Annotated in this window: 17 protein-coding genes and 1 riboswitch; of the genes, 14 read left to right on the forward strand and 3 right to left on the reverse strand. The window is 60.3% G+C overall.

Translation table 11 applies throughout. From position 1 onward, the window contains the following. Window positions 1-129: 129 nt before the first annotated feature. Window positions 130-1554: a chromosomal replication initiator protein DnaA gene (gene dnaA / locus RIN56_18260; protein ID MDR7868741.1), complete on the reverse strand. Its 1425-nt coding sequence runs from the start codon at window positions 1552-1554 to the stop codon at window positions 130-132. 419 nt (window positions 1555-1973) lie between these two features. Here dnaA and rpmH point away from each other — a divergent pair, with 419 nt between their 5' ends. The 9 genes from rpmH (at window position 1974) to noc (ending at window position 9229) form a co-directional block, all read left to right on the forward strand. After that, entirely contained in the window at window positions 1974-2108 is a 135-nt protein-coding gene (gene rpmH, locus RIN56_18265; GenBank protein MDR7868742.1) for a 50S ribosomal protein L34, read from the forward strand. A gap of 42 nt (window positions 2109-2150) precedes the next feature. Continuing rightward, window positions 2151-2495, forward strand: a complete 345-nt coding sequence (gene rnpA, locus RIN56_18270) for a ribonuclease P protein component (GenBank protein MDR7868743.1) — start codon at window positions 2151-2153, stop codon at window positions 2493-2495. A 16-nt stretch (window positions 2496-2511) separates the two neighbouring features. Then, the gene (yidD, locus tag RIN56_18275) at window positions 2512-2721 is read left to right on the forward strand and encodes a membrane protein insertion efficiency factor YidD (GenBank protein MDR7868744.1); all 210 of its coding nucleotides are present in this window, start codon (window positions 2512-2514) and stop codon (window positions 2719-2721) included. Window positions 2722-2787: 66 nt separating this feature from the next. Beyond that, window positions 2788-3420, forward strand: a complete 633-nt coding sequence (locus RIN56_18280; GenBank protein ID MDR7868745.1) for a YidC/Oxa1 family membrane protein insertase — start codon at window positions 2788-2790, stop codon at window positions 3418-3420. A gap of 4 nt (window positions 3421-3424) precedes the next feature. Then, window positions 3425-4108, forward strand: coding sequence for an RNA-binding cell elongation regulator Jag/EloR (jag, locus tag RIN56_18285; protein MDR7868746.1), 684 nt, complete (start codon window positions 3425-3427; stop codon window positions 4106-4108). 148 nt (window positions 4109-4256) lie between these two features. Then, complete coding sequence (mnmE, locus tag RIN56_18290; protein ID MDR7868747.1) at window positions 4257-5642, forward strand: tRNA uridine-5-carboxymethylaminomethyl(34) synthesis GTPase MnmE; 1386 nt, start codon at window positions 4257-4259, stop codon at window positions 5640-5642. Between the two features lie 40 nt (window positions 5643-5682). Next, complete coding sequence (gene mnmG / locus RIN56_18295; GenBank protein MDR7868748.1) at window positions 5683-7563, forward strand: tRNA uridine-5-carboxymethylaminomethyl(34) synthesis enzyme MnmG; 1881 nt, start codon at window positions 5683-5685, stop codon at window positions 7561-7563. Next, a complete protein-coding gene (gene rsmG, locus RIN56_18300) occupies window positions 7560-8276 on the forward strand; it encodes a 16S rRNA (guanine(527)-N(7))-methyltransferase RsmG (GenBank protein ID MDR7868749.1) in 717 nt (238 codons plus the stop codon). Before mnmG ends, rsmG begins: the two co-directional genes overlap by 4 nt. A 53-nt stretch (window positions 8277-8329) precedes the next feature. Next, window positions 8330-9229, forward strand: coding sequence for a nucleoid occlusion protein (gene noc, locus RIN56_18305; GenBank protein ID MDR7868750.1), 900 nt, complete (start codon window positions 8330-8332; stop codon window positions 9227-9229). An 83-nt stretch (window positions 9230-9312) separates the two neighbouring features. Here the strand turns inward: noc and RIN56_18310 are convergent, their stop codons facing one another. Beyond that, entirely contained in the window at window positions 9313-11679 is a 2367-nt protein-coding gene (locus tag RIN56_18310) for a homocysteine S-methyltransferase family protein (protein ID MDR7868751.1), read from the reverse strand. Continuing rightward, a complete protein-coding gene (locus RIN56_18315; GenBank protein MDR7868752.1) occupies window positions 11676-12356 on the reverse strand; it encodes a methionine synthase in 681 nt (226 codons plus the stop codon). The genes RIN56_18310 and RIN56_18315 overlap by 4 nt, the downstream gene beginning before the upstream one ends. Window positions 12357-12401: 45 nt before the next feature. Then, window positions 12402-12501: riboswitch (SAM riboswitch) on the reverse strand. A 185-nt stretch (window positions 12502-12686) separates the two neighbouring features. Between RIN56_18315 and RIN56_18320 the strand changes: the two genes are divergently transcribed. From RIN56_18320 to RIN56_18340, 5 genes are read left to right on the forward strand one after another with little or no spacing between them, the layout of a single operon-like run. Beyond that, entirely contained in the window at window positions 12687-13448 is a 762-nt protein-coding gene (locus tag RIN56_18320) for an AAA family ATPase (protein MDR7868753.1), read from the forward strand. Continuing rightward, window positions 13441-14322: a ParB/RepB/Spo0J family partition protein gene (locus RIN56_18325; protein ID MDR7868754.1), complete on the forward strand. Its 882-nt coding sequence runs from the start codon at window positions 13441-13443 to the stop codon at window positions 14320-14322. Before RIN56_18320 ends, RIN56_18325 begins: the two co-directional genes overlap by 8 nt. A 42-nt stretch (window positions 14323-14364) precedes the next feature. Further along, on the forward strand, window positions 14365-15759 hold the full coding sequence (locus RIN56_18330) for an aspartate ammonia-lyase (GenBank protein ID MDR7868755.1): 1395 nt from the start codon (window positions 14365-14367) through the stop codon (window positions 15757-15759). A gap of 47 nt (window positions 15760-15806) precedes the next feature. Beyond that, window positions 15807-17030: a [FeFe] hydrogenase H-cluster maturation GTPase HydF gene (hydF, locus tag RIN56_18335; protein ID MDR7868756.1), complete on the forward strand. Its 1224-nt coding sequence runs from the start codon at window positions 15807-15809 to the stop codon at window positions 17028-17030. 13 nt (window positions 17031-17043) lie between these two features. Beyond that, entirely contained in the window at window positions 17044-18183 is a 1140-nt protein-coding gene (locus tag RIN56_18340; GenBank protein ID MDR7868757.1) for an aminotransferase class V-fold PLP-dependent enzyme, read from the forward strand. Window positions 18184-18204 lie beyond the last annotated feature (21 nt).

The following is an 18204-nucleotide window of genomic DNA, read 5'->3' on the forward strand; positions in this document are numbered from 1 at the left end:
AAACAGCTTCGGCGCTGTTGATATCTTGTCGATAATATCAACCGGGAAACCACAATATTGGACCATTTATCATTCATAAGACAGTATCAACAAAAAGCTGATAATACTATCCATAAACTACTCACAAAGTTATGCACTTTCGATGCGTTTGGTTATTTCCTTGAGAATATTGTTAAGTTTAACATCTTCGTTTCGTTCGCGGCTGATTTTGTCGTGGGCGTGAATAACTGTCGTGTGATCGCGACCGCCGAACATTTCGCCGATGCGGGGCAAAGAAGTTTCCGTCAGTTCGCGGCACAGATACATGGCAATCTGACGGGGATATGTAACGTTGCGGGTTCGCTTTTTAGCAAGCAGGTCTTCCTGCTTAATCTTGAAATAAACGGCAACTATCTGCTGGATAAGCTCCATAGTTATCTGACGAGGACGGCTGTTGGGGAAAATATCCTTAAGCGCTTCGGTGGCCAGGTTCATATCGATACTCTGATTTGTCAGCGATGCATAGGCAATGACCCTGATAAGGGCTCCTTCAAGTTCGCGGATATTATTGTCGATGCGACTGGCAATAAAAACCATAACATCGTTTGGCATGGTAAAGCCTTCGATGATTGCTTTCTTGCGAAGGATGGCGATCCTGGTTTCCAAGTCAGGCGGCTGGATATCGGTGATAAGACCCCACTCAAATCGCGACCGTAGGCGATCCTCCAGGGTAGGAATTTCCCGTGGCGGCCGGTCGCTGGAAATAATAATTTGTTTATTGGCTTCGTGCAAGGTATTGAAAGTATGAAAAAACTCTTCCTGGGTATGCTCTTTCTTGGACAGAAACTGGATATCGTCGACGAGCAGAACGTCTATATTGCGGTACTTCTGACGGAAGCTTTCGGGATTGCCGTCACGGATAGAGTTGATCAGTTCATTGGTGAATTTCTCGCTGGAAATATACACTACTTTTAAATGGGGGTGGTTTTGTCTGATGCGGTGACCGATAGCGTGCATCAGATGGGTTTTGCCAAGACCGACACCGCCGTAAATAAAGAACGGGTTATAAACCTTAGCCGGAACTTCGGCGACCGCCAGAGACGCGGCATGGGCAAAGCGGTTTGAATTTCCGATGACAAAGGTTTCGAATGTATACTTGGGATTCAGAGAGGAAAGAATTTCCTCTGAGCCGTTGGGAGTCCGTCTTGTGTGTAATTCTTCCAGGCCGTTTTCCTGATTGGGAGGAATGGATATTTTCTCTACAAACGGCTTTGACGAATCTTCGCCCAGTTTCTGTTCGCTCTGACTCTTCTCGCTTTCAAGGTCGAGATTGACGAAGCGGATTTCGATGGGCTTATGCAACACTTGTTGAACGGTATTCTGAATGGTTGAAGTGTAACGGGTTTCAATCCAGTCTTTTATAAACTGGCTGGGGGTGCCTATTTCCAGGGTTGTATCGGTCAGCGACAGGGGAATAGTCGACCTGATCCAAGTATCGAAAATTGGCTTAATAATTTCTTTTTCCATACTTTTAAGTACTTGTTCCCAAACCGCAGCCATATGAGCAGTATCCATGATAACCGTCCTTTCGTCGGCAATGTGCACAGGTAAAGGAACGCTACATAAATTATCCACAGTATTATTAACACATGTGAATAACCCGCTAAAAACAAGGGTCCGGACGAAAAAAAAATACACCGGCAATAAGCAGAAACCCTTGCCGCGTATCGGTTGCGAGGGCCGGTAGATTATGTTAATTCAGTAAGAATAGCCCACCAATCCGACCACCTTTTTCTATTTTATATTAGCAAAACACGGACAAGTTATCAACAGTTAGTTTTGACTCTATGGGTGGTGCGCCATTTTTATCCACAGGGAGACTCAGTAAAATTCTTGACACTGGGCAAAGGACTGGTCTATAATCTTAGATAGTTAAAAATGCAAGATTTAACATGGGGAGCTATCGCGTCTTTGCTCTAAGGAGGTGTAAATAAATGAAACGGACCTACCAGCCGAATACTCTGTGGAAAAAGAGAACCCACGGGTTCCGCGAACGCATGAAGACAAAGGGTGGCCGCCTCGTCCTGAAGAAGAGACGGGCAAGAGGCCGCAAGAGACTGTCTGCATAGGCCGCTGGGAGTGGCCTATTTTTCCATTTAGCGGGATGAAAAATGTATAAATTGCCGAAGTCTGGCCGGTTGCGCCGGAACAAGAGCTTCCAGGCGGTATACCGGAGTGGTAAGTCTATCGCCAATCGACAAATGGTTCTATACGTTCTTCCCCAGCACGGCCGCGAACGCCGTGTAGGTTTTGCTGCCGGCAAGCGGCTGGGAAATGCGGTTGTCCGCAACCGCGTGAAGAGATTGTTGCGCGAGGCCTACCGTCTCCAGCAGCACAAATTGAAGAACGGCTTCGACCTTATTATCGTTGGCCGCCAATCGTTGGTGAACGGGACTTTGCCTACGGTGACCGCCGCTTTGTTGCATCTATGCGAACGGGCCAAAATCCTCGTCTGAAAAGGAGGAGTTGCGCATGAAATCCTTACTCCTCTACGCCATCCTGTTCTACCGGAAGTTTATTTCTCCACTCAAGCCTCCTTCCTGCCGGTTTGTACCAACATGCTCGGAGTACGCTTTCGAGGCGGTCGAGAAACACGGGCCTTGGACGGGTACAAAGATGGCCGTCAGGCGTATCCTCCGCTGCCACCCTTTCGGTGCCAGCGGCTATGATCCCGTTCGCTGACAAGGTTTGCACATCGTATAAAAGGAAGTGAGCTTTTTGCCCGGATTTGATTATCTTGTCGATTTGATGAAAGCCGCGCTGACGTTCTTTTACAATATCACGGCGAAGGTGGGCGTGCCCAGCTACGGTATCGCCATCATCCTGCTGACCATAGCTATCAAAATGATTCTCTATCCGCTGACGGTTAAACAGGTTAAATCGATGAAAGCGATGCAGGATATCGCTCCCAAACTGAAGGCTCTGCAGGAGAAATACAAGGATAACAAAGAAAAGATGAACCGCGAGGTGGCTACGCTTTACAAGGAAGCGGGCGTTAATCCGCTGGCCGGCTGCCTGCCGCTCGTTATCCAGATGCCGTTCTTCATCGCGATCTTCTTCGCCATCAAGGAATACACCTATGTCAGCAACCCCGGCTTCCTTTGGCTGGCGAACCTGGCGCAGGACAACCCCAGCGATCCTTACTACATCCTGCCGTTCCTCGCGGCGGCCACCACTTACATTTCCACCAAGCAGACCACCACCGACCAGTCGCAGCAGAATAAGATGATGCTTTTGTTCATGCCGCTGTTCATCGGGTATATTACCATTACCTTCCCTGCCGGGCTGGGATTGTACTGGGTGGTAAGCAATGTGGTGCAAATAGCCCAGCAGTGGTGGCTCTATAAGCCGGCTGCTGCGGCGCAGGGAGGGGCGCGCTGAGCCTATGACTAGTGTGGAAAAGACGGGCAAGACGGTAGATGAGGCTGTCGAGGCCGCTATTGCCGAACTCGGTGTAAGCCGGGAGCAAATTGAATACGAAGTGTTGGAAGAACCCAGCAAAGGGCTGTTCGGTTTTCTCGGCGGTAAACCCGCCCGCGTGCGGGTCGGGCTGGTTGCCGGCCATGGCGCCGCCCCGCAGGAGAATAAGGAGCGCGCTAGCTCGGCCGTCAAGCCGACGTCTGATCCGGTCGAAGTAGCGAAAACTTTCCTGACGAGCGTTTTCAAGGCCATGAAGCTCAACGTAAGGATCGAGAAACTCACCGGCATCGATCAGGTGACCCTCAACTTGCGCGGCGAAGATCTTGGCATCCTGATCGGCAAGCACGGACAGACGCTGGACGCGCTCCAGTACCTGACCAATCTCGCCGCCCACCGGGAAAGCGAAGAGCGGGTGAGGATAATCATCGACGTGGAAGACTACCGTAAGCGCCGCGAGGAGACGCTGGTGCGGCTGGCTCAGCGGCTGGCCGACCGGGTGAAGCTGCGCGGCGAGAAAGTCGTCCTCGAACCGATGAGCCCCCACGAGCGCAAGATAATACATACCGCCCTCCAGGACGATCTGCGGGTGACGACCTTCAGCGAGGGCGAAGAGCCCTTCCGCAAAGTCGTAATTGCCCTGAAAAAATAACGCGCTTCCTCAAGCCCAGTAATAGAAGTATTACTGGGTTTGTCGCATGCAGGCGTCGATTGCGCCCGTGTTCGGCAGACCCGCATAATTTTCCCGCGGGGAGAAACAATGGAGATGGTTCCCCATCAGCCAGAAGCAGGTGATTGAGGTGTTCCAGGAAGACACCATAGCCGCCATAGCAACAGCCGTGGGCGAGGGCGGCATAGGCATCGTCCGCCTCAGCGGGCCGGACGCCATCGCCGTGGCCGGCGCCATTTTCCGCGCCGCCAGCGGCGCCCCGGCAAGCGGGCAGCAGTCATACCGGGCGGCTTACGGCAGCATTGTCGATCCGCATAGCGGCCAGACGGTGGACGAAGCGCTGCTGCTTGTAATGCGCGCTCCCCGATCCTACACCCGCGAAGACGTAGCCGAGATCCATTGCCACGGCGGCCCTCTGCCCCTACGGCGCGTCCTCGGCCTCGTTCTCGCCGCCGGGGTGCGGTTGGCCGAACCGGGGGAATTCACCAAGAGGGCTTTTTTGAATGGACGCCTCGACCTCACCCAGGCCGAAGCGGTAATAGACGTCATCCGCGCCAGAACCGACGCCTCGCTGCGCATGGCGGTCGGGCATCTGGCCGGAGCCTTTTCCGATAAGGTCCGCGCCTTCCGCCACGAAATTCTTCGCCTCGTCGCCCACCTGGAAGCGGCAATCGACTTTCCCGAAAACGATATCGAAGAACTGGCGGCTCGGGATGTCGCAGCCGCGGCGGACAAGCTGTGCGTCGATCTCGACCGGATGCTGGCCACTGCCCAGACGGGGCGCATCCTGCGGGAAGGGTTGGAGACGGTCATCATCGGCAAGCCCAACGTAGGCAAATCCAGCCTGCTGAACGCCCTGCTCGGCGAAAAGCGGGCGATCGTCACCGAGATACCGGGCACAACCCGCGATCTCATTGAAGAATTCGTCAACATCGGCGGCATCCCGATCAAGGTCGTCGACACGGCCGGCATCCGCGAGACAGCCGACGTTGTCGAGCGCATCGGCGTCGCCAGGGCCCGCGAAGCCATCGCCCAAGCCGACCTCATCCTGCTGCTGCTCGACGCGTCGGCGCCGCTTGCGGCCGAGGACAAGGAGGTCATGGGCCTGCTTGAAGGCCGGTCGGCGATTGTTTTGATCAACAAGACCGATCTCCCGTCGGTTATAGACTTTGACGAGGTCCATCGTCACGTCGCCGGTAAGCCGGTCATAAGAATATCCGCCCTCGAAGGCGCCGGAGTCGAAGAGTTGGAAAAAGTCATTGTCGAGATGGTCTACAGCGGACAGGTCAGCCAGCCGGAGGGGGCGTTCGTAAACAATGTGCGCCACAGCCGCATCCTCCAGCAGGCGCGCGAACGCCTGGCCGACGCCCTCGCCACTGTGGCCGCCGGCATGCCCCCCGACTGCGTCGTCGTCGACCTTCGGGCGGCGTGGGAGAAACTCGGCGAAATCACCGGCGAGACGGTCGGCGAAGATATTATCGACCAGATATTCACGCAGTTCTGCATCGGAAAGTAAGCCCCAATCTGCCTCACGTTTTAATTGGAGTTGGTTTTATATGTTCTCAGCCGGAAGCTATGACGTAATCGTCGTCGGCGCCGGCCACGCCGGCTGCGAGGCGGCGCTGGCCGCCGCCCGCCTCGGCGTGCGCACACTGCTCGTCACCCTCGATATGGACAATATTGCCATGATGCCCTGCAACCCGGCTGTCGGCGGTCCGGCCAAAGGACACCTCGTCCGCGAGATCGACGCCCTCGGCGGTGAGATGGGCATCAACACCGACCGTACCGCTATTCAGATGCGGATGCTCAACACCGGCAAAGGCCCGGCTGTCCACGCCCTTCGCGCCCAGGCAGACAAGAAGCTATATCAGCAGTATATGAAAGAAACGCTGGAGAATCAGCCCAACCTCGACGTCAAGCAATTGCTGGTGGAAGAGCTGCTGGTCGAAGACGGCGCGGTGGCCGGCGTGACTACCGAGACGGGCGAAACGTATTCCTGTCGGTGCGTGATCATTGCTACCGGCACTTACCTGCGCGGCAAGATTATCATCGGCGACGTCGACTTCTCCGGCGGGCCTAACGGCCAACGGTCGGCAGACACCTTCGCCGATTCCCTCGCCGCGCACGGAGTTATTATCATGCGCTTCAAAACCGGCACTCCGGCCAGGGTTGACCGGCGCAGTCTCGATTTTTCCAAAATGATAGTTCAACCGGGAGACGAGCGGGCGCACAATTTTTCCTTTATGAGCGACATAGCCACTCGCGAGCAGCTACCATGCTGGCTTACATACACCAATGCCCGCACCCACCAGGTTATTCGCGACAACCTTCACCGCGCCCCCCTTTACACCGGCAAGATTGAGGGCACCGGCCCCCGTTACTGCCCGTCCATCGAGGTAAAAATCGTCCGTTTCGAGGAGAAGGAGTCCCACCAGCTTTTCATAGAACCCGAAGGCCTCCACACCAACGAAATGTACGTCCAGGGCATGTCAACCAGCTTGCCGGTCGAGGTCCAGTACGCCTTTCTCCGCACCATTCCCGGCCTGGAAAACGTGGAAATCATGCGGCCTGGCTACGCCATCGAATATGATTGCTTCGACCCTACGCAACTTAAACCGACGCTGGAATTTAAAAAGATCGCCGGCCTCTTTTCCGCCGGCCAGTCAAACGGCACCTCCGGATACGAGGAGGCGGCCGCCCAAGGTTTGATGGCCGGCATCAACGCCGCTCTGCTAATCAAAGGGCGCCCTTCTTTTATTCTCGGGCGCGGCGACGCTTATATAGGCGTGCTGATCGACGACCTTGTTACCAAAGGCACCGACGAGCCTTATCGCATCATGACCTCGCGGGCCGAATACCGTCTTATTCTCCGCCAAGACAACGCCGACTTGCGTCTTACCGAGAAGGGACGCGCGCTCGGCCTGGTGGACGACGAGCGCTATCGCCGCTTTGTCGCCAAGCGCGACGCCATCGCCGAAACGCTAACCATGCTTAACGCAGCCACCGTAACTCCCACCCCCGAAACCCAGGAAAAACTGCAGGCCATGGGCTCTGCGGAGCTGCGCTCCGGCAGCACCCTCTACGACCTCCTCCGCCGCACCGAGCTGGACTATACTATCCTGCAGAGTCAATTCGGCTTGCCCGACATCCCGGCCGCCGTCCGCGAACAGGTGGAAATTGCCGTCAAATACGAAGGCTACATCAGAAAGCAAGCCGAGCAGGTTGAGCGGTCAGCCAAGCTCGAAGCCAAGCTGCTTCCCGCCGCAGTCGATTACGAAGCTATCAGTGGTCTGTCGCTCGAAGCCCGGCAGAAGTTGACCAAGATCCAGCCTCGGTCGGTCGGCCAGGCGGCCCGCATCTCCGGCGTTTCGCCCGCCGACGTATCCATTTTGCTCGTCTTCCTGGAACAGTACCGCCGCAGGGGGGAAGGACAGTGACGTTTGCAGCCAGCCTTGAATCCGCCGCCAAGGCGAGCAGCCTGGCCCTAACACCGGCTCAATCCGAGGCCTTTGCCACATATAACGACCTCCTGGTCGCCTGGAACGATAAAGTTAACCTTACCGCCATCACCGCCCCGCAAGAGGTGGCGGTCAAGCATGTCATCGATTCCCTGACCTGCTACGACGAGAAGGTTTTCCCTCATGACGCCACGGTTGTCGACGTTGGTACTGGCGCAGGCTTCCCCGGACTGCCCCTAAAGATCTACCGCCCCGGCATCCGCCTTACCTTGCTCGACTCCCTCAACAAGCGGCTTAATTTTCTCCGCGAGGTCGTCGAGCGTCTCGGGCTTAGCGGCGTCGAGATCGTTCACGCTCGCGCCGAGGAAGCGGGTCGCATGAAAGACCACCGCGACCGCTATATGGTGGCGACATCGAGGGCGGTTGCCCGCCTCAACGTCCTTGCCGAACTCTGCCTGCCGTTTGTCGCTGTCGGCGGACACTTCGTCGCCCTCAAGGGCGCCCAGTACCGCGAGGAACTGGACGAAGCTGTGCGGGCAATCGCCGCGCTCGGCGGCCAGGTAACCGAAGTAAGGCCGGTGCGTCTTCCCGGCCTTGACGACAGCAGGGCGGTAATCTATATTCGCAAGGTGTCGCCGACACCGGCCGCCTACCCCCGCCGCCCCGGACTGCCGGAAAAAAAGCCGCTGTAGGCGACAGGAAATCTGCCGACCCGCGCCGAATATTTACCATATAATGTATGTAAATGAAGTATGTTAAGGCGGTGGAGTACAACGTGAAAAACCTGGCCAAATTTCTCGGCCTCAACAGCGGACCCGCGCCGGAGCAGCCGGGCGCGGACCAGGCTGCCGACGATACAGAAATCCAGTTTCTCGGCGTAGACGCCGTCGCCCCCAACCCGTTCCAGCCGCGCAAGGCGTTTAGCGATGATAGCATGCAGGACCTGGCCGCCTCGGTCCGTGAGCACGGCATCATCCAGCCCCTGCTGGTGCGCAGGACAGCCGACGGCTACGAGCTCATCGCCGGCGAGCGCCGCCTGCGGGCCGCGAAACTGGCCGGCCTCGCCACTGTGCCGGCGATCGTGCGCGAGCTGGCCGATAAAGAGATGGCGGAGCTGGCCATGATCGAGAACCTGCAGCGCGAGGACTTGCACTTTCTCGAAGAAGCCGAAGGCTTCCAGCAGCTGCTCGCCAACTTCGGCCTGACCCAGGAAGAGCTTGCCCGTAGGGTCGGCAAGAATCAGTCGACCATTGCCAATAAGCTCAGACTGCTCCGCCTGTCCCCCGAGGTCCGCCATGATCTTGTCGCCGCCAGCCTTACCGAGCGTCATGCCCGCGCTCTTCTAAAAATTGAGGACCCTGTCAAGCAGCAGGAAGCGCTGACCGTAATCCGCCAGAACACCCTCAACGTGCGGGAGGCGGAAGATCTCGTCGAGGGGTTTCTTGACGATATTTCCCGGGAAATGGCGAAAAAGGCGCCGCGGCAGAATGTCGTCAAGATTATCCGCGATGTGCGCATTTTCCTCAACTCTATCAATTCCGTCGTAGCCGAAATGAAGAAAGCAGGCCTCAAGGTCAAGGTTAATCAGACCATGGATGAGGAATTTATAAATATCAATCTTAAGATACCGAAACGGAGAAAATAGAGGAAAATAGTAGAAAGCCTGCCGCAAGGCAGGCTTTTTCGTCCCATTGCCGGAAGGGGCCTAGAAAGCTTTTCCCCTTCCCCCTATTTACCTACAAACCTCTTGGCGATATTCACCGCCTCCACCCCATTCCCCGCATACGCGTCCGCGCCGGCCTGGGCGGCGTACTCCGCTGTCAGCACTGCGCCGCCGACGATCGAGCGCGCCGGAATGCCGGCCGCCTTCAGGGCGGTCACCGCAATATCGATCTGGGGCATCGTCGTAGTCATCAGGGCGCACAGCCCGACGACATCGGCGTTCTCTTTTTTTGCCGCCGCCACAATCTCCTCGGCCGGGACGTCCTTGCCAAGGTCGACGACGCGGAAGCCGTTGTTTTCCATCAAAGCGGCGACAATGTTTTTGCCGAGGTCGTGGATATCGCCCCTGACAGTCGCCAGCACCACCGTGCCAAGGCTGTCGGCGCGGTGGGCCGGCAGCTCCTCTTTCAGCGTCAGGAAAGCCGCCCGCATCGTTTCCGCCGCCAGCATCACCTGCGGCAAGAAGCAGCGCCCCTTGCCGAAGGCTTCGCCGACCTCATTCATAGCCGCCGTAAGGCCCTGATCGGTGATAGCCAGCGGGCTGTGGCCTTCGGCCAGCGCCTGGCGCACCAACGGCGCGACGGCTTCTTTCTGGCCGCTGGTCACGGCCTGTTTTACAGCAGCCAGGATGTCGGCCGCATGGGCCGGCGCGGCTGCGGGCCCTGCGGAGATGCCGGCGTTGACGGTGCTGTACCGTTGTCCCTGGGGATCGTGGCCAAGAAGGGCGGCAGTGGCGCTGAGCATATCGCTCATCGCCGGATCGTAGGGGTTGAGGATGGGCGCGTCCAGGCCGGCGTCGAGGGCCATGGCGCAGAAGGCGGCGTTCATCAGGTCGCGGCGCGGCAGGCCGTACGATACGTTGCTCAGGCCCATAACCGCCGGGTAGCCGAAGTGACGGCGATAAGCGCGCAGCGTTGCCAGCGTTTCCTGGGCGGCGCGGGCGTCGGCGGCCACCGTCAGCACCAGCGGGTCCAGGAGCAGGTCCTGGGGGCGGAGCCCGGCGGCCAGCGCGGCATTAATGATGTCGCCGGCGATATTGACCCGTTCGTCGGCCGTGGCCGGCACGCCGCCGGGAGCGATCGGCAGGCAGAGCACGGCGGCGCCGTATTTCTTCGCCAGCGGCAGAAACTGTTCGAGCCGTTCCGGTTCGGCCGAGACCGAGTTTATCAGCGCCCGTCCGGGGAAAGCTTTCAGACCGGCTTCGAGTGCGGCGGCGTCGGTCGTGTCGATGGCCAGCGGCACGTCCACCAGCACCGACAGCTCGGTCACTGCCGTGGCCATCGCGGCCGTCTGGTCGATGCCCGGCACGCCCATGTTGACATCCAGCACCTTGGCTCCGGCTTTGACCTGCTCCAGCGCCTCGCGCTTGACCGCCGCGAAGCTGCCCTCGCGGATCTCGGCGGCCAGTGCCTTGCGGCCGGTAGGGTTGATACGTTCACCGATGAGCACCGTCGGCAGACCGGCGCCGAGATAAACGGTCTGACTGCGGCTTGTCAGGGCGGTGCGCACGGCTGCGGTCCGCGGGGCGGGTTTAACCTCCGGGCCAAGGGCGGCCTTGATCGCTTTGATGTGTTCGGGGGTGGTTCCGCAGCAGCCGCCCAGGTAGGTGGCGCCGGCGGCGACCAGTTTTGGTGTCCATTCGCCCATTTCGGCGGGACTCATCGGGAAAACCGTTTGGCCGTTGACCAATTCCGGCATGCCGGCGTTGGGCTGGACGCTGACCGGCAGGCTGCAGGCCGCCGCAAGTTCCGCAACCACCGGCAGAAGCTGGGCGGGGCCGAGCGAGCAATTGGCGCCGATGATATCCGCCCCCATCGCCTCAAGGACGATCGCTGCCGTCCGCGGGTCGGTGCCGGTTAGTGTACGGCCGTCGGCCCCAAACGACAGCTGGCATACGACCGGTTTGGCTGTCGCCGCCTTGACCGCCAGCAGTGCCGCCCGCATTTCCTGAATGTCGATGACCGTCTCGATAATGACCATATCCACTCCGGCGGCGTCCAGGGCGGAGATCTGCTCGTAATACACTTCGTAGGCGTCGTCGAACGACAATTCGCCAAGCGGGGCGATGAACTTGCCGGTCGGCCCCACCGACCCGGCGATCTTCGTCTTAGGCCCGCAAGCCGCGCGCGCCGCCTTTGCCGCCGCGGCGTTAAGCTCGGCAACCCGGTTTTCCAGGCCGTAATGGGAGAGCTTGATGCGGTTGGCGCCGAACGTGTTCGTCTCGATGATATCGGCGCCGGTTTCCACATACCGGCGGTGGATGGCCGTCACCGCCGCCGGGTTTTCCACATTCCAAAGCTCGGGGCAGTCCCCGGGGGCCAGCCCCGCCTGCTGCAGCATCGTACCCATAGCACCGTCAAAAACAAAAATCATTGCGACAACTCCCTTCTAGCGATACAGTCTGTTTGCGGGCACCCGGCGCAGCCGCGTCCGTTCTTCTCTCCCGCGGGGGCGAGGCCGATTACCGCTGTTACCGATTTGCGCGGCACCAGCATGCAGCTGGGGGTGACCGTAAGGCTGATATGCCCCCCGTCCGCCAGCGCCACCATGGCCGGCTGGTCGGTTATAGCCCAGTCGCCGTAGCCGGGGCTGAAGCGGCTTTTGGCCTTCAGCCCGCGCCGGGCGGCCTGGTCGGCGATAAAGGCATCGGCGGCGTCGGCCGCCTGCTCCACCGCCGCCGTTCCGGCGGCGTCGAGCAGCAGGCCGGCGGTGTATTCCCCGGCGGCAAAAAGGCGTGACACCTCTTCCTCCAGCGCCGGCCCGATAGTAATTGCCAGCACCGCCGCCTCCCCCACCCCGGTCAGATGGCCGCGGACTCTGTCGCCCGCCAGGCGTAGCGGCGCCGGTGCGGCAATTGTGCCTGTGGCCGGTTCGTAAGGATAGATGTTCCACACCGCCCGCGGTCGGGCGAGCAGCAGCGCTTCGGCGCAGGCGGTGTCGAGAAGCTGCTCCGGGAAGGCGACCGCACCCTTCAGGCCTGCGTAGCGGCGGGTTTCCTCCTTGTCGATCTTTGTCAGCGGCGGGTTGTACGTCTGCATGTAGCCTCCCATAACCAAAAACCCCCTTTCCACAGAAAGGAGGTCAAATAGCCCATCCTCTCATCTGTCGGGGTCACCCCCGCTGGATTTGGCACCACTGCACAAGGCCGGTTGCCGGGCGTCATCGGGCCAGTCCCTCAGCCGCTCACGATAAGAGCGAAATATAACGTTACTGCTAATCATAGCTTACCCCAAAATATCTGTCAAGACTGCCGTTTTATGTTAATTTGAGTGTCGCATTATGACGGTGATGAAATATTCTCCCCGGAAAGCGGCAGGAAATTACCATTAAATTGTTGAATGAGATAATCCTGACTTTCATAAACTTTTGAGGTGAAGATCGTGGTAAAAGTGATTGCCATAGCTAACCAAAAGGGCGGTGTGGGCAAGACGACGACCGCCGTTAACCTGAGCGCCTGCCTGGCTGAGCTTGGCAAGAAAGTGCTGCTTGTCGACAGCGATCCCCAGGGCAACTCCACCAGCGGACTGGGGTTTAACAAAGCCGCCATCAAGCGGTGCGCCTACGATGCCCTCGTCAACGACATTCCGGTGGAATCGATAATCCAAACTACCCAGATATCCGGCCTCTCCCTCCTCCCCGCCACTATCCAGCTGGCCGGCGCGGAAATCGAGCTCGTATCGGTGCTGTCGCGGGAGACGCGCCTCAAGAAGGTGCTCGACAAAGCGAAATACAGCTACGATTACGTCATCATCGACTGCCCGCCGTCGTTGGGGCTGCTGACCATTAACGCCCTGACGGCCGCCAGCTCGGTCATCATCCCCATCCAGTGCGAGTTCTATGCCCTCGAGGGGCTGACCCAACTGATGAACACCATTTCCCTCGTCCAGAAGAACCTCAACCCCGGCCTCACCCTCGAGGGAGTCGTGCTTACGATGTTTGACGCCCGCACCAACCTGTCCATCCAGGTTGTCGACGAGGTCAAGAGCCACCTGCGCCACAAAGTCTATCAGACCATCATTCCCCGCAATGTACGGCTGAGCGAGGCGCCGAGCCACGGCCAGCCGGTCATCAGATACGACCCTAAGTCCAAAGGGGCGGAAGTATATTTCGATCTGGCGAAAGAGGTGATTGGCGATGACTAAACGAGGCTTAGGGCGCGGCTTAGGCGCCTTTTTTGCTCCCGGCGAAGACGAGCCGCGCGATGAAATACCCGTCAAGGCGATTGTCCCCAATAAATTTCAGCCGCGGCGGGTGTTCGATAAGGACGCGCTGACCGAACTCGCCCAATCGATCAAGCAGCACGGTGTCATCCAGCCCATCCTGGTTCGCAAAACACCGACAGGCTACGAACTGGTTGCCGGCGAACGCCGCTGGCGGGCCGCCCAGATGGTCGGGCTGGAGGTTATCCCCGCCGTCATCAGGGAATACAGCGACGGCGAGATGACCGAGATTGCCCTGATCGAAAACTTGCAGCGGGAAAACCTTAACCCGATCGAAGAAGCGTTTGCTTACAAGCGGCTTATGGACGAGTTTAACCTAACCCAGGAAGAAGTTGCCCGCAAGATCGGCCGCAGCCGGCCGCTGATCGCCAACACCGTCCGCCTGCTTAATCTCGCTCCGGCAGTCCAGGATTATGTTTCACGTGGAACATTGACGACCGGCCAGGCCCGCCCGCTGCTCGCCCTGGAAAGCGCCGAGCTGCAGGAAGAGGCGGCCGACAGTATTATTGAAGGAGAACTCTCGGCGCGCGACGCCGAAGAACTGGTCCGCCGCCTGCTCGCTTCGCCGCGCCCCCCTAAGGCCAAAAAGCAGGAGACCCGCGAGCTGTTCCTGGCCGAGGCCGAAGAACGCCTGAAGATGATTCTCGGCACCCAGGTAAGGATCAAGCCGGGGAAAGTGCGCAGCAAGATCGAAATTGAGTTTTACTCAGCCGACGACCTCGAAAGAATCATCGAGTCGCTGTCGGTCAAGGAATATGCCGCCGCCACCCGCACCCGCGGCCCGCTGGTGGTGTAACTGTTTCACGTGAAACATTGCGAAGGACGGAGGTGAGGGGCAATGCGGCGCGATAAGGATCTGCTCGGCGAGCGCGACCTGCCGGACGCGGCGTATTATGGCGTGCATACCCTGCGGGCGGTGGAGAATTTTCCCTTGTCGGGCTATCGGGTCCACCCTCGCCTGATCGCCGCCATCGCCCTTATCAAGAAGGCGGCCGCCGAAGTCAACGGCGAACAGGGCTGCCTGCCGGCCGACTTTGTCCGGGCCATCGCTCAGGCCGCCGACGAGATTATCGACGGCCGGTGGCGCGACCAGTTCGTCGTCGATGCCCTCCAGGGTGGGGCCGGCACCTCCACCAACATGAACGTCAACGAAGTGCTGGCCAGCCGCGCCAACGAGATTCTCGCCGGCGACAAGACCGGCCCCATCCACCCTCTCGACCATGTCAATCTTCACCAATCGACCAACGATGTCTACCCCACCGCCCTGAGAATCGCCGCTGTCTGGCTGCTCCAGCCGCTGAGCGAGGCATGCGCCGCCCTCCAGGCCGATCTTCAGGCCAAGGAAGCCGAATTTGCCGGGGTTATCAAGGTGGGCCGCACGCAACTGCAAGACGCCCTGCCGGTTATGCTCGGCCAGGAGTTCGGCGCCTGGGCGCAGGCGATTGCCCGCGACCGCTGGCGCCTCTATAAGGTGGAGGAGCGACTCCGGCAGACCAACCTCGGCGGAACGGCCGTCGGCACAGGCCTCAATGCCCCGCTGAAGTACATCCACGCCGTCAACGAGCGGGTCCGCCAGTACGCCAGGATCGGGTTGGCGCGGGCCGAGAACATGGTCGACGTCACCCAGAACGCCGACGTGTTTGTCGAAGTTTCCGGCCTGGTCAAAACGCTGGCCGTCAATCTCAGCAAAATTGCCCACGACTTCAGGCTGCTATCCTCGGGGCCGCGCGCCGGGCTGGGCGAGATCGCCCTCCCCGAGCGGCAGGCCGGCTCGTCAATCATGCCGGGCAAAGTCAATCCGGTTATCGCCGAGGCCGTCAACCAGGCGGCCTTTCACGTCATCGCTTCCGACATGGCCATTACTCTTGCCGCCCAGTCCGGACAGCTGGAGCTGAACGCATTTCTGCCCCTCATTGCCCACCATTTGCTGGGCGCCATGGAAATACTGACGAACTGCACCGCTATCTTCGGCGAACTGTGCGTAAAGGGCGTCACCGCCCGCACCGAGCGTTGCCGGCAACTGCTCGACGACAGCCTGGCCGCGGTCACCGCCCTCGTTCCCCATATAGGCTACGACCAGGCAACCCGCGTGGCTCGCGACGCCTATGCCACCGGTCGGCCGGTCCGCGATATCGTCAGGGAATTGGGCCTCATGGGCGACGAAGCCATGGACGCCATCTTCGAGCCTGGCGCGCTGACCCGGCCGGGGCTCGCCGGCAAGCCCGGCAAGTAGCGTTGGGATAAACTGGCGGCAACCAGCAATAATAAGGAGAAGATACCATGCAAGACACTCCGCGGGGGGCGCGCCTCCATATCGCCATCTTCGGACGCCGCAACGCCGGCAAATCCAGCCTCATCAACGCCCTCACCAACCAGGACATCGCCCTGGTCTCCGACGTGCCCGGCACGACCACTGACCCCGTCTACAAAGCGATGGAGATTCTCCCCCTCGGGCCGGTAGTCATCATTGACACCGCCGGCATCGACGACGTGGGCGACCTCGGGGCCCTCCGCGTCGAGCGCACCTTCCAGGTGCTCAACAAGACAGACCTCGCCGTCCTGGTCCTCGAGCCGGAGGCCGGCGTCACCGACTACGAGCGCCAGCTCGCCGCCGACATCAGGAAGCGGAACATCCCGATTGTCGCCGTCGCCGCCAAGAGCGACCTCGGGCCTGATGCTCCGGCAGCCGCTGCCGCCTGGGGCGCAGAACTCGGCGAAACCGTCCTTGCCGTCAGCGCCAAGAACGGCCAGGGCATTGAAGAACTGAAACGGGCCATCATCAAGAAAGCCCCCGACAACTGGGAAGGCCCGCCGGTCATCGGCGACCTTCTGAATCCCGGCGACACCGCCGTCCTCGTCGTACCCATCGACCTGGCCGCCCCAAAGGGCCGGCTCATCCTCCCCCAGGTGCAGACCATTCGCGACATCCTCGACCATGACGCCTATAGCGTCGTCGTCAAGGAACGGGAACTGCGCGAAGCCCTCGCCGGCTTGCGCCACAAGCCGCGCATCGTCGTCACCGACTCCCAGGAATTCCTCAAAGCGGCCGCCGATACCCCTGACGACGTCTGGCTGACTTCTTTCTCCATCCTCTTTGCCCGCTACAAAGGCGACCTAGAAACCCTTGTCGCCGGCGCCAAGGCCATCGACAGCCTCAAGCCGGGCGACAGGGTGCTCATCGCCGAGGGCTGCACCCATCACCGCCAGGCCGACGACATCGGCCGGGTGAAGATTCCCCGCTGGCTGCGGCAGGCGGCGGGCGGCGAACTCGCCTTTGAATGGGTATCCGGCGGCGACTTCCCCCGCGACCTCGCCTCGTTCAAACTTATTGTCCATTGCGGAGCCTGCATGCTCAACCGGCGGGAGATGCTCCACCGGCTGTCGGTGGCCCGCGAAAGCGGCGTGCCGATCGTCAACTACGGCGTCCTCATTGCCCACATCCACGGTATCCTGCCCCGGGCGCTGGCGCCCTTCCCTGCCGCCCGGCTCATCCTCGACGACTGACGGGGGTGATTGAGTGATCTATCTCGACAACGCCGCCACGAGCTGGCCAAAACCGGCCGAAGTCTTCAGGGCCGTAGCCGCCTGCCTGCGCCGGGCCGCCAGCCCGGGAAGAGGCGGGCACGGCCTCAGCCGGGAGGCGGACAGGATACTGTTTGCAGCCCGCGAAACGCTGGCTGCCCTGCTCGGCGCCGGAAATTCCGGCACCATAACCTTCGCCGCCAATGCAACCGATGCCCTGAATACCGCCCTGTTCGGCCTGCTGGCCCCGGGAGACAGGGCCGTCACCACCTCCATGGAGCACAACGCTATTGCCCGGCCGCTCCGGGCACTGGAAGACCGCGGCCTGCACCTGGCGATCGTCGGCTGCGATCATACCGGCGCGCTGCCCCTGGACAGCCTGCGCACCGCCCTTGCTGGCGGCGCCAAAGCTATAGTCGTCACCCATGCCTCCAACGTGACCGGCACTATCATGCCGCTGGCCGACATCGGCCGACTGGCCCGAGCCGCCGGCGCGCTTTTCATCGTCGACGCTGCTCAGACCGCCGGCGCCGAACACATCGACGTCGCCGCCATGGGCATTGACGTCTTGGCCTTCAGCGGCCATAAAAGTCTCCTCGGGCCGCAGGGAACCGGCGGCCTCTATGTGCGGGAAGGCGTTGCGGTCGAGCCGCTCAGACACGGCGGCACCGGCAGTCTGTCCGAATCCGACCGTCAGCCGCACTTTTACCCCGACAGGCTGGAGAGCGGCACGCCGAACACGCCGGGCATCGCCGGCCTGCTAGCCGGCGTCACCTACATAAACAAGCGCGGGCTGGAAAAGATCCGCACGGCCGAAAGCCTGCTCACCGGCGAGCTGCTCACCGGGCTGGCGAACATCCCCGGCGTCGCCGTCTATGGCCCGCCGCCCGGCGTGCCGCGTGCCGCCGTCGTCTCCTTCACGGTCGGCGACCGCGACAGCGGCGAGATTGCCCACCGCCTCGACCGCGAATACGGCATCGCCTGCCGGGGCGGGCTGCACTGCGCTCCCTGGGCGCACCGGACCCTCGGCACCCTCGCGACAGGCACCGTCCGTTTCAGTCCCGGCTGCTTCACCACCGCCGCCGATATCGCTGCAGCCCTGACCGCGGTGCAGGCAATCGCCGCCGGCGGTTGACCCGGGGACAAAAGAAAAAGT

It is taken from the genome of Sporomusaceae bacterium, assembly GCA_031460455.1.
Taxonomy (GTDB): domain Bacteria; phylum Bacillota; class Negativicutes; order Sporomusales; family UBA7701; genus Anaeroselena.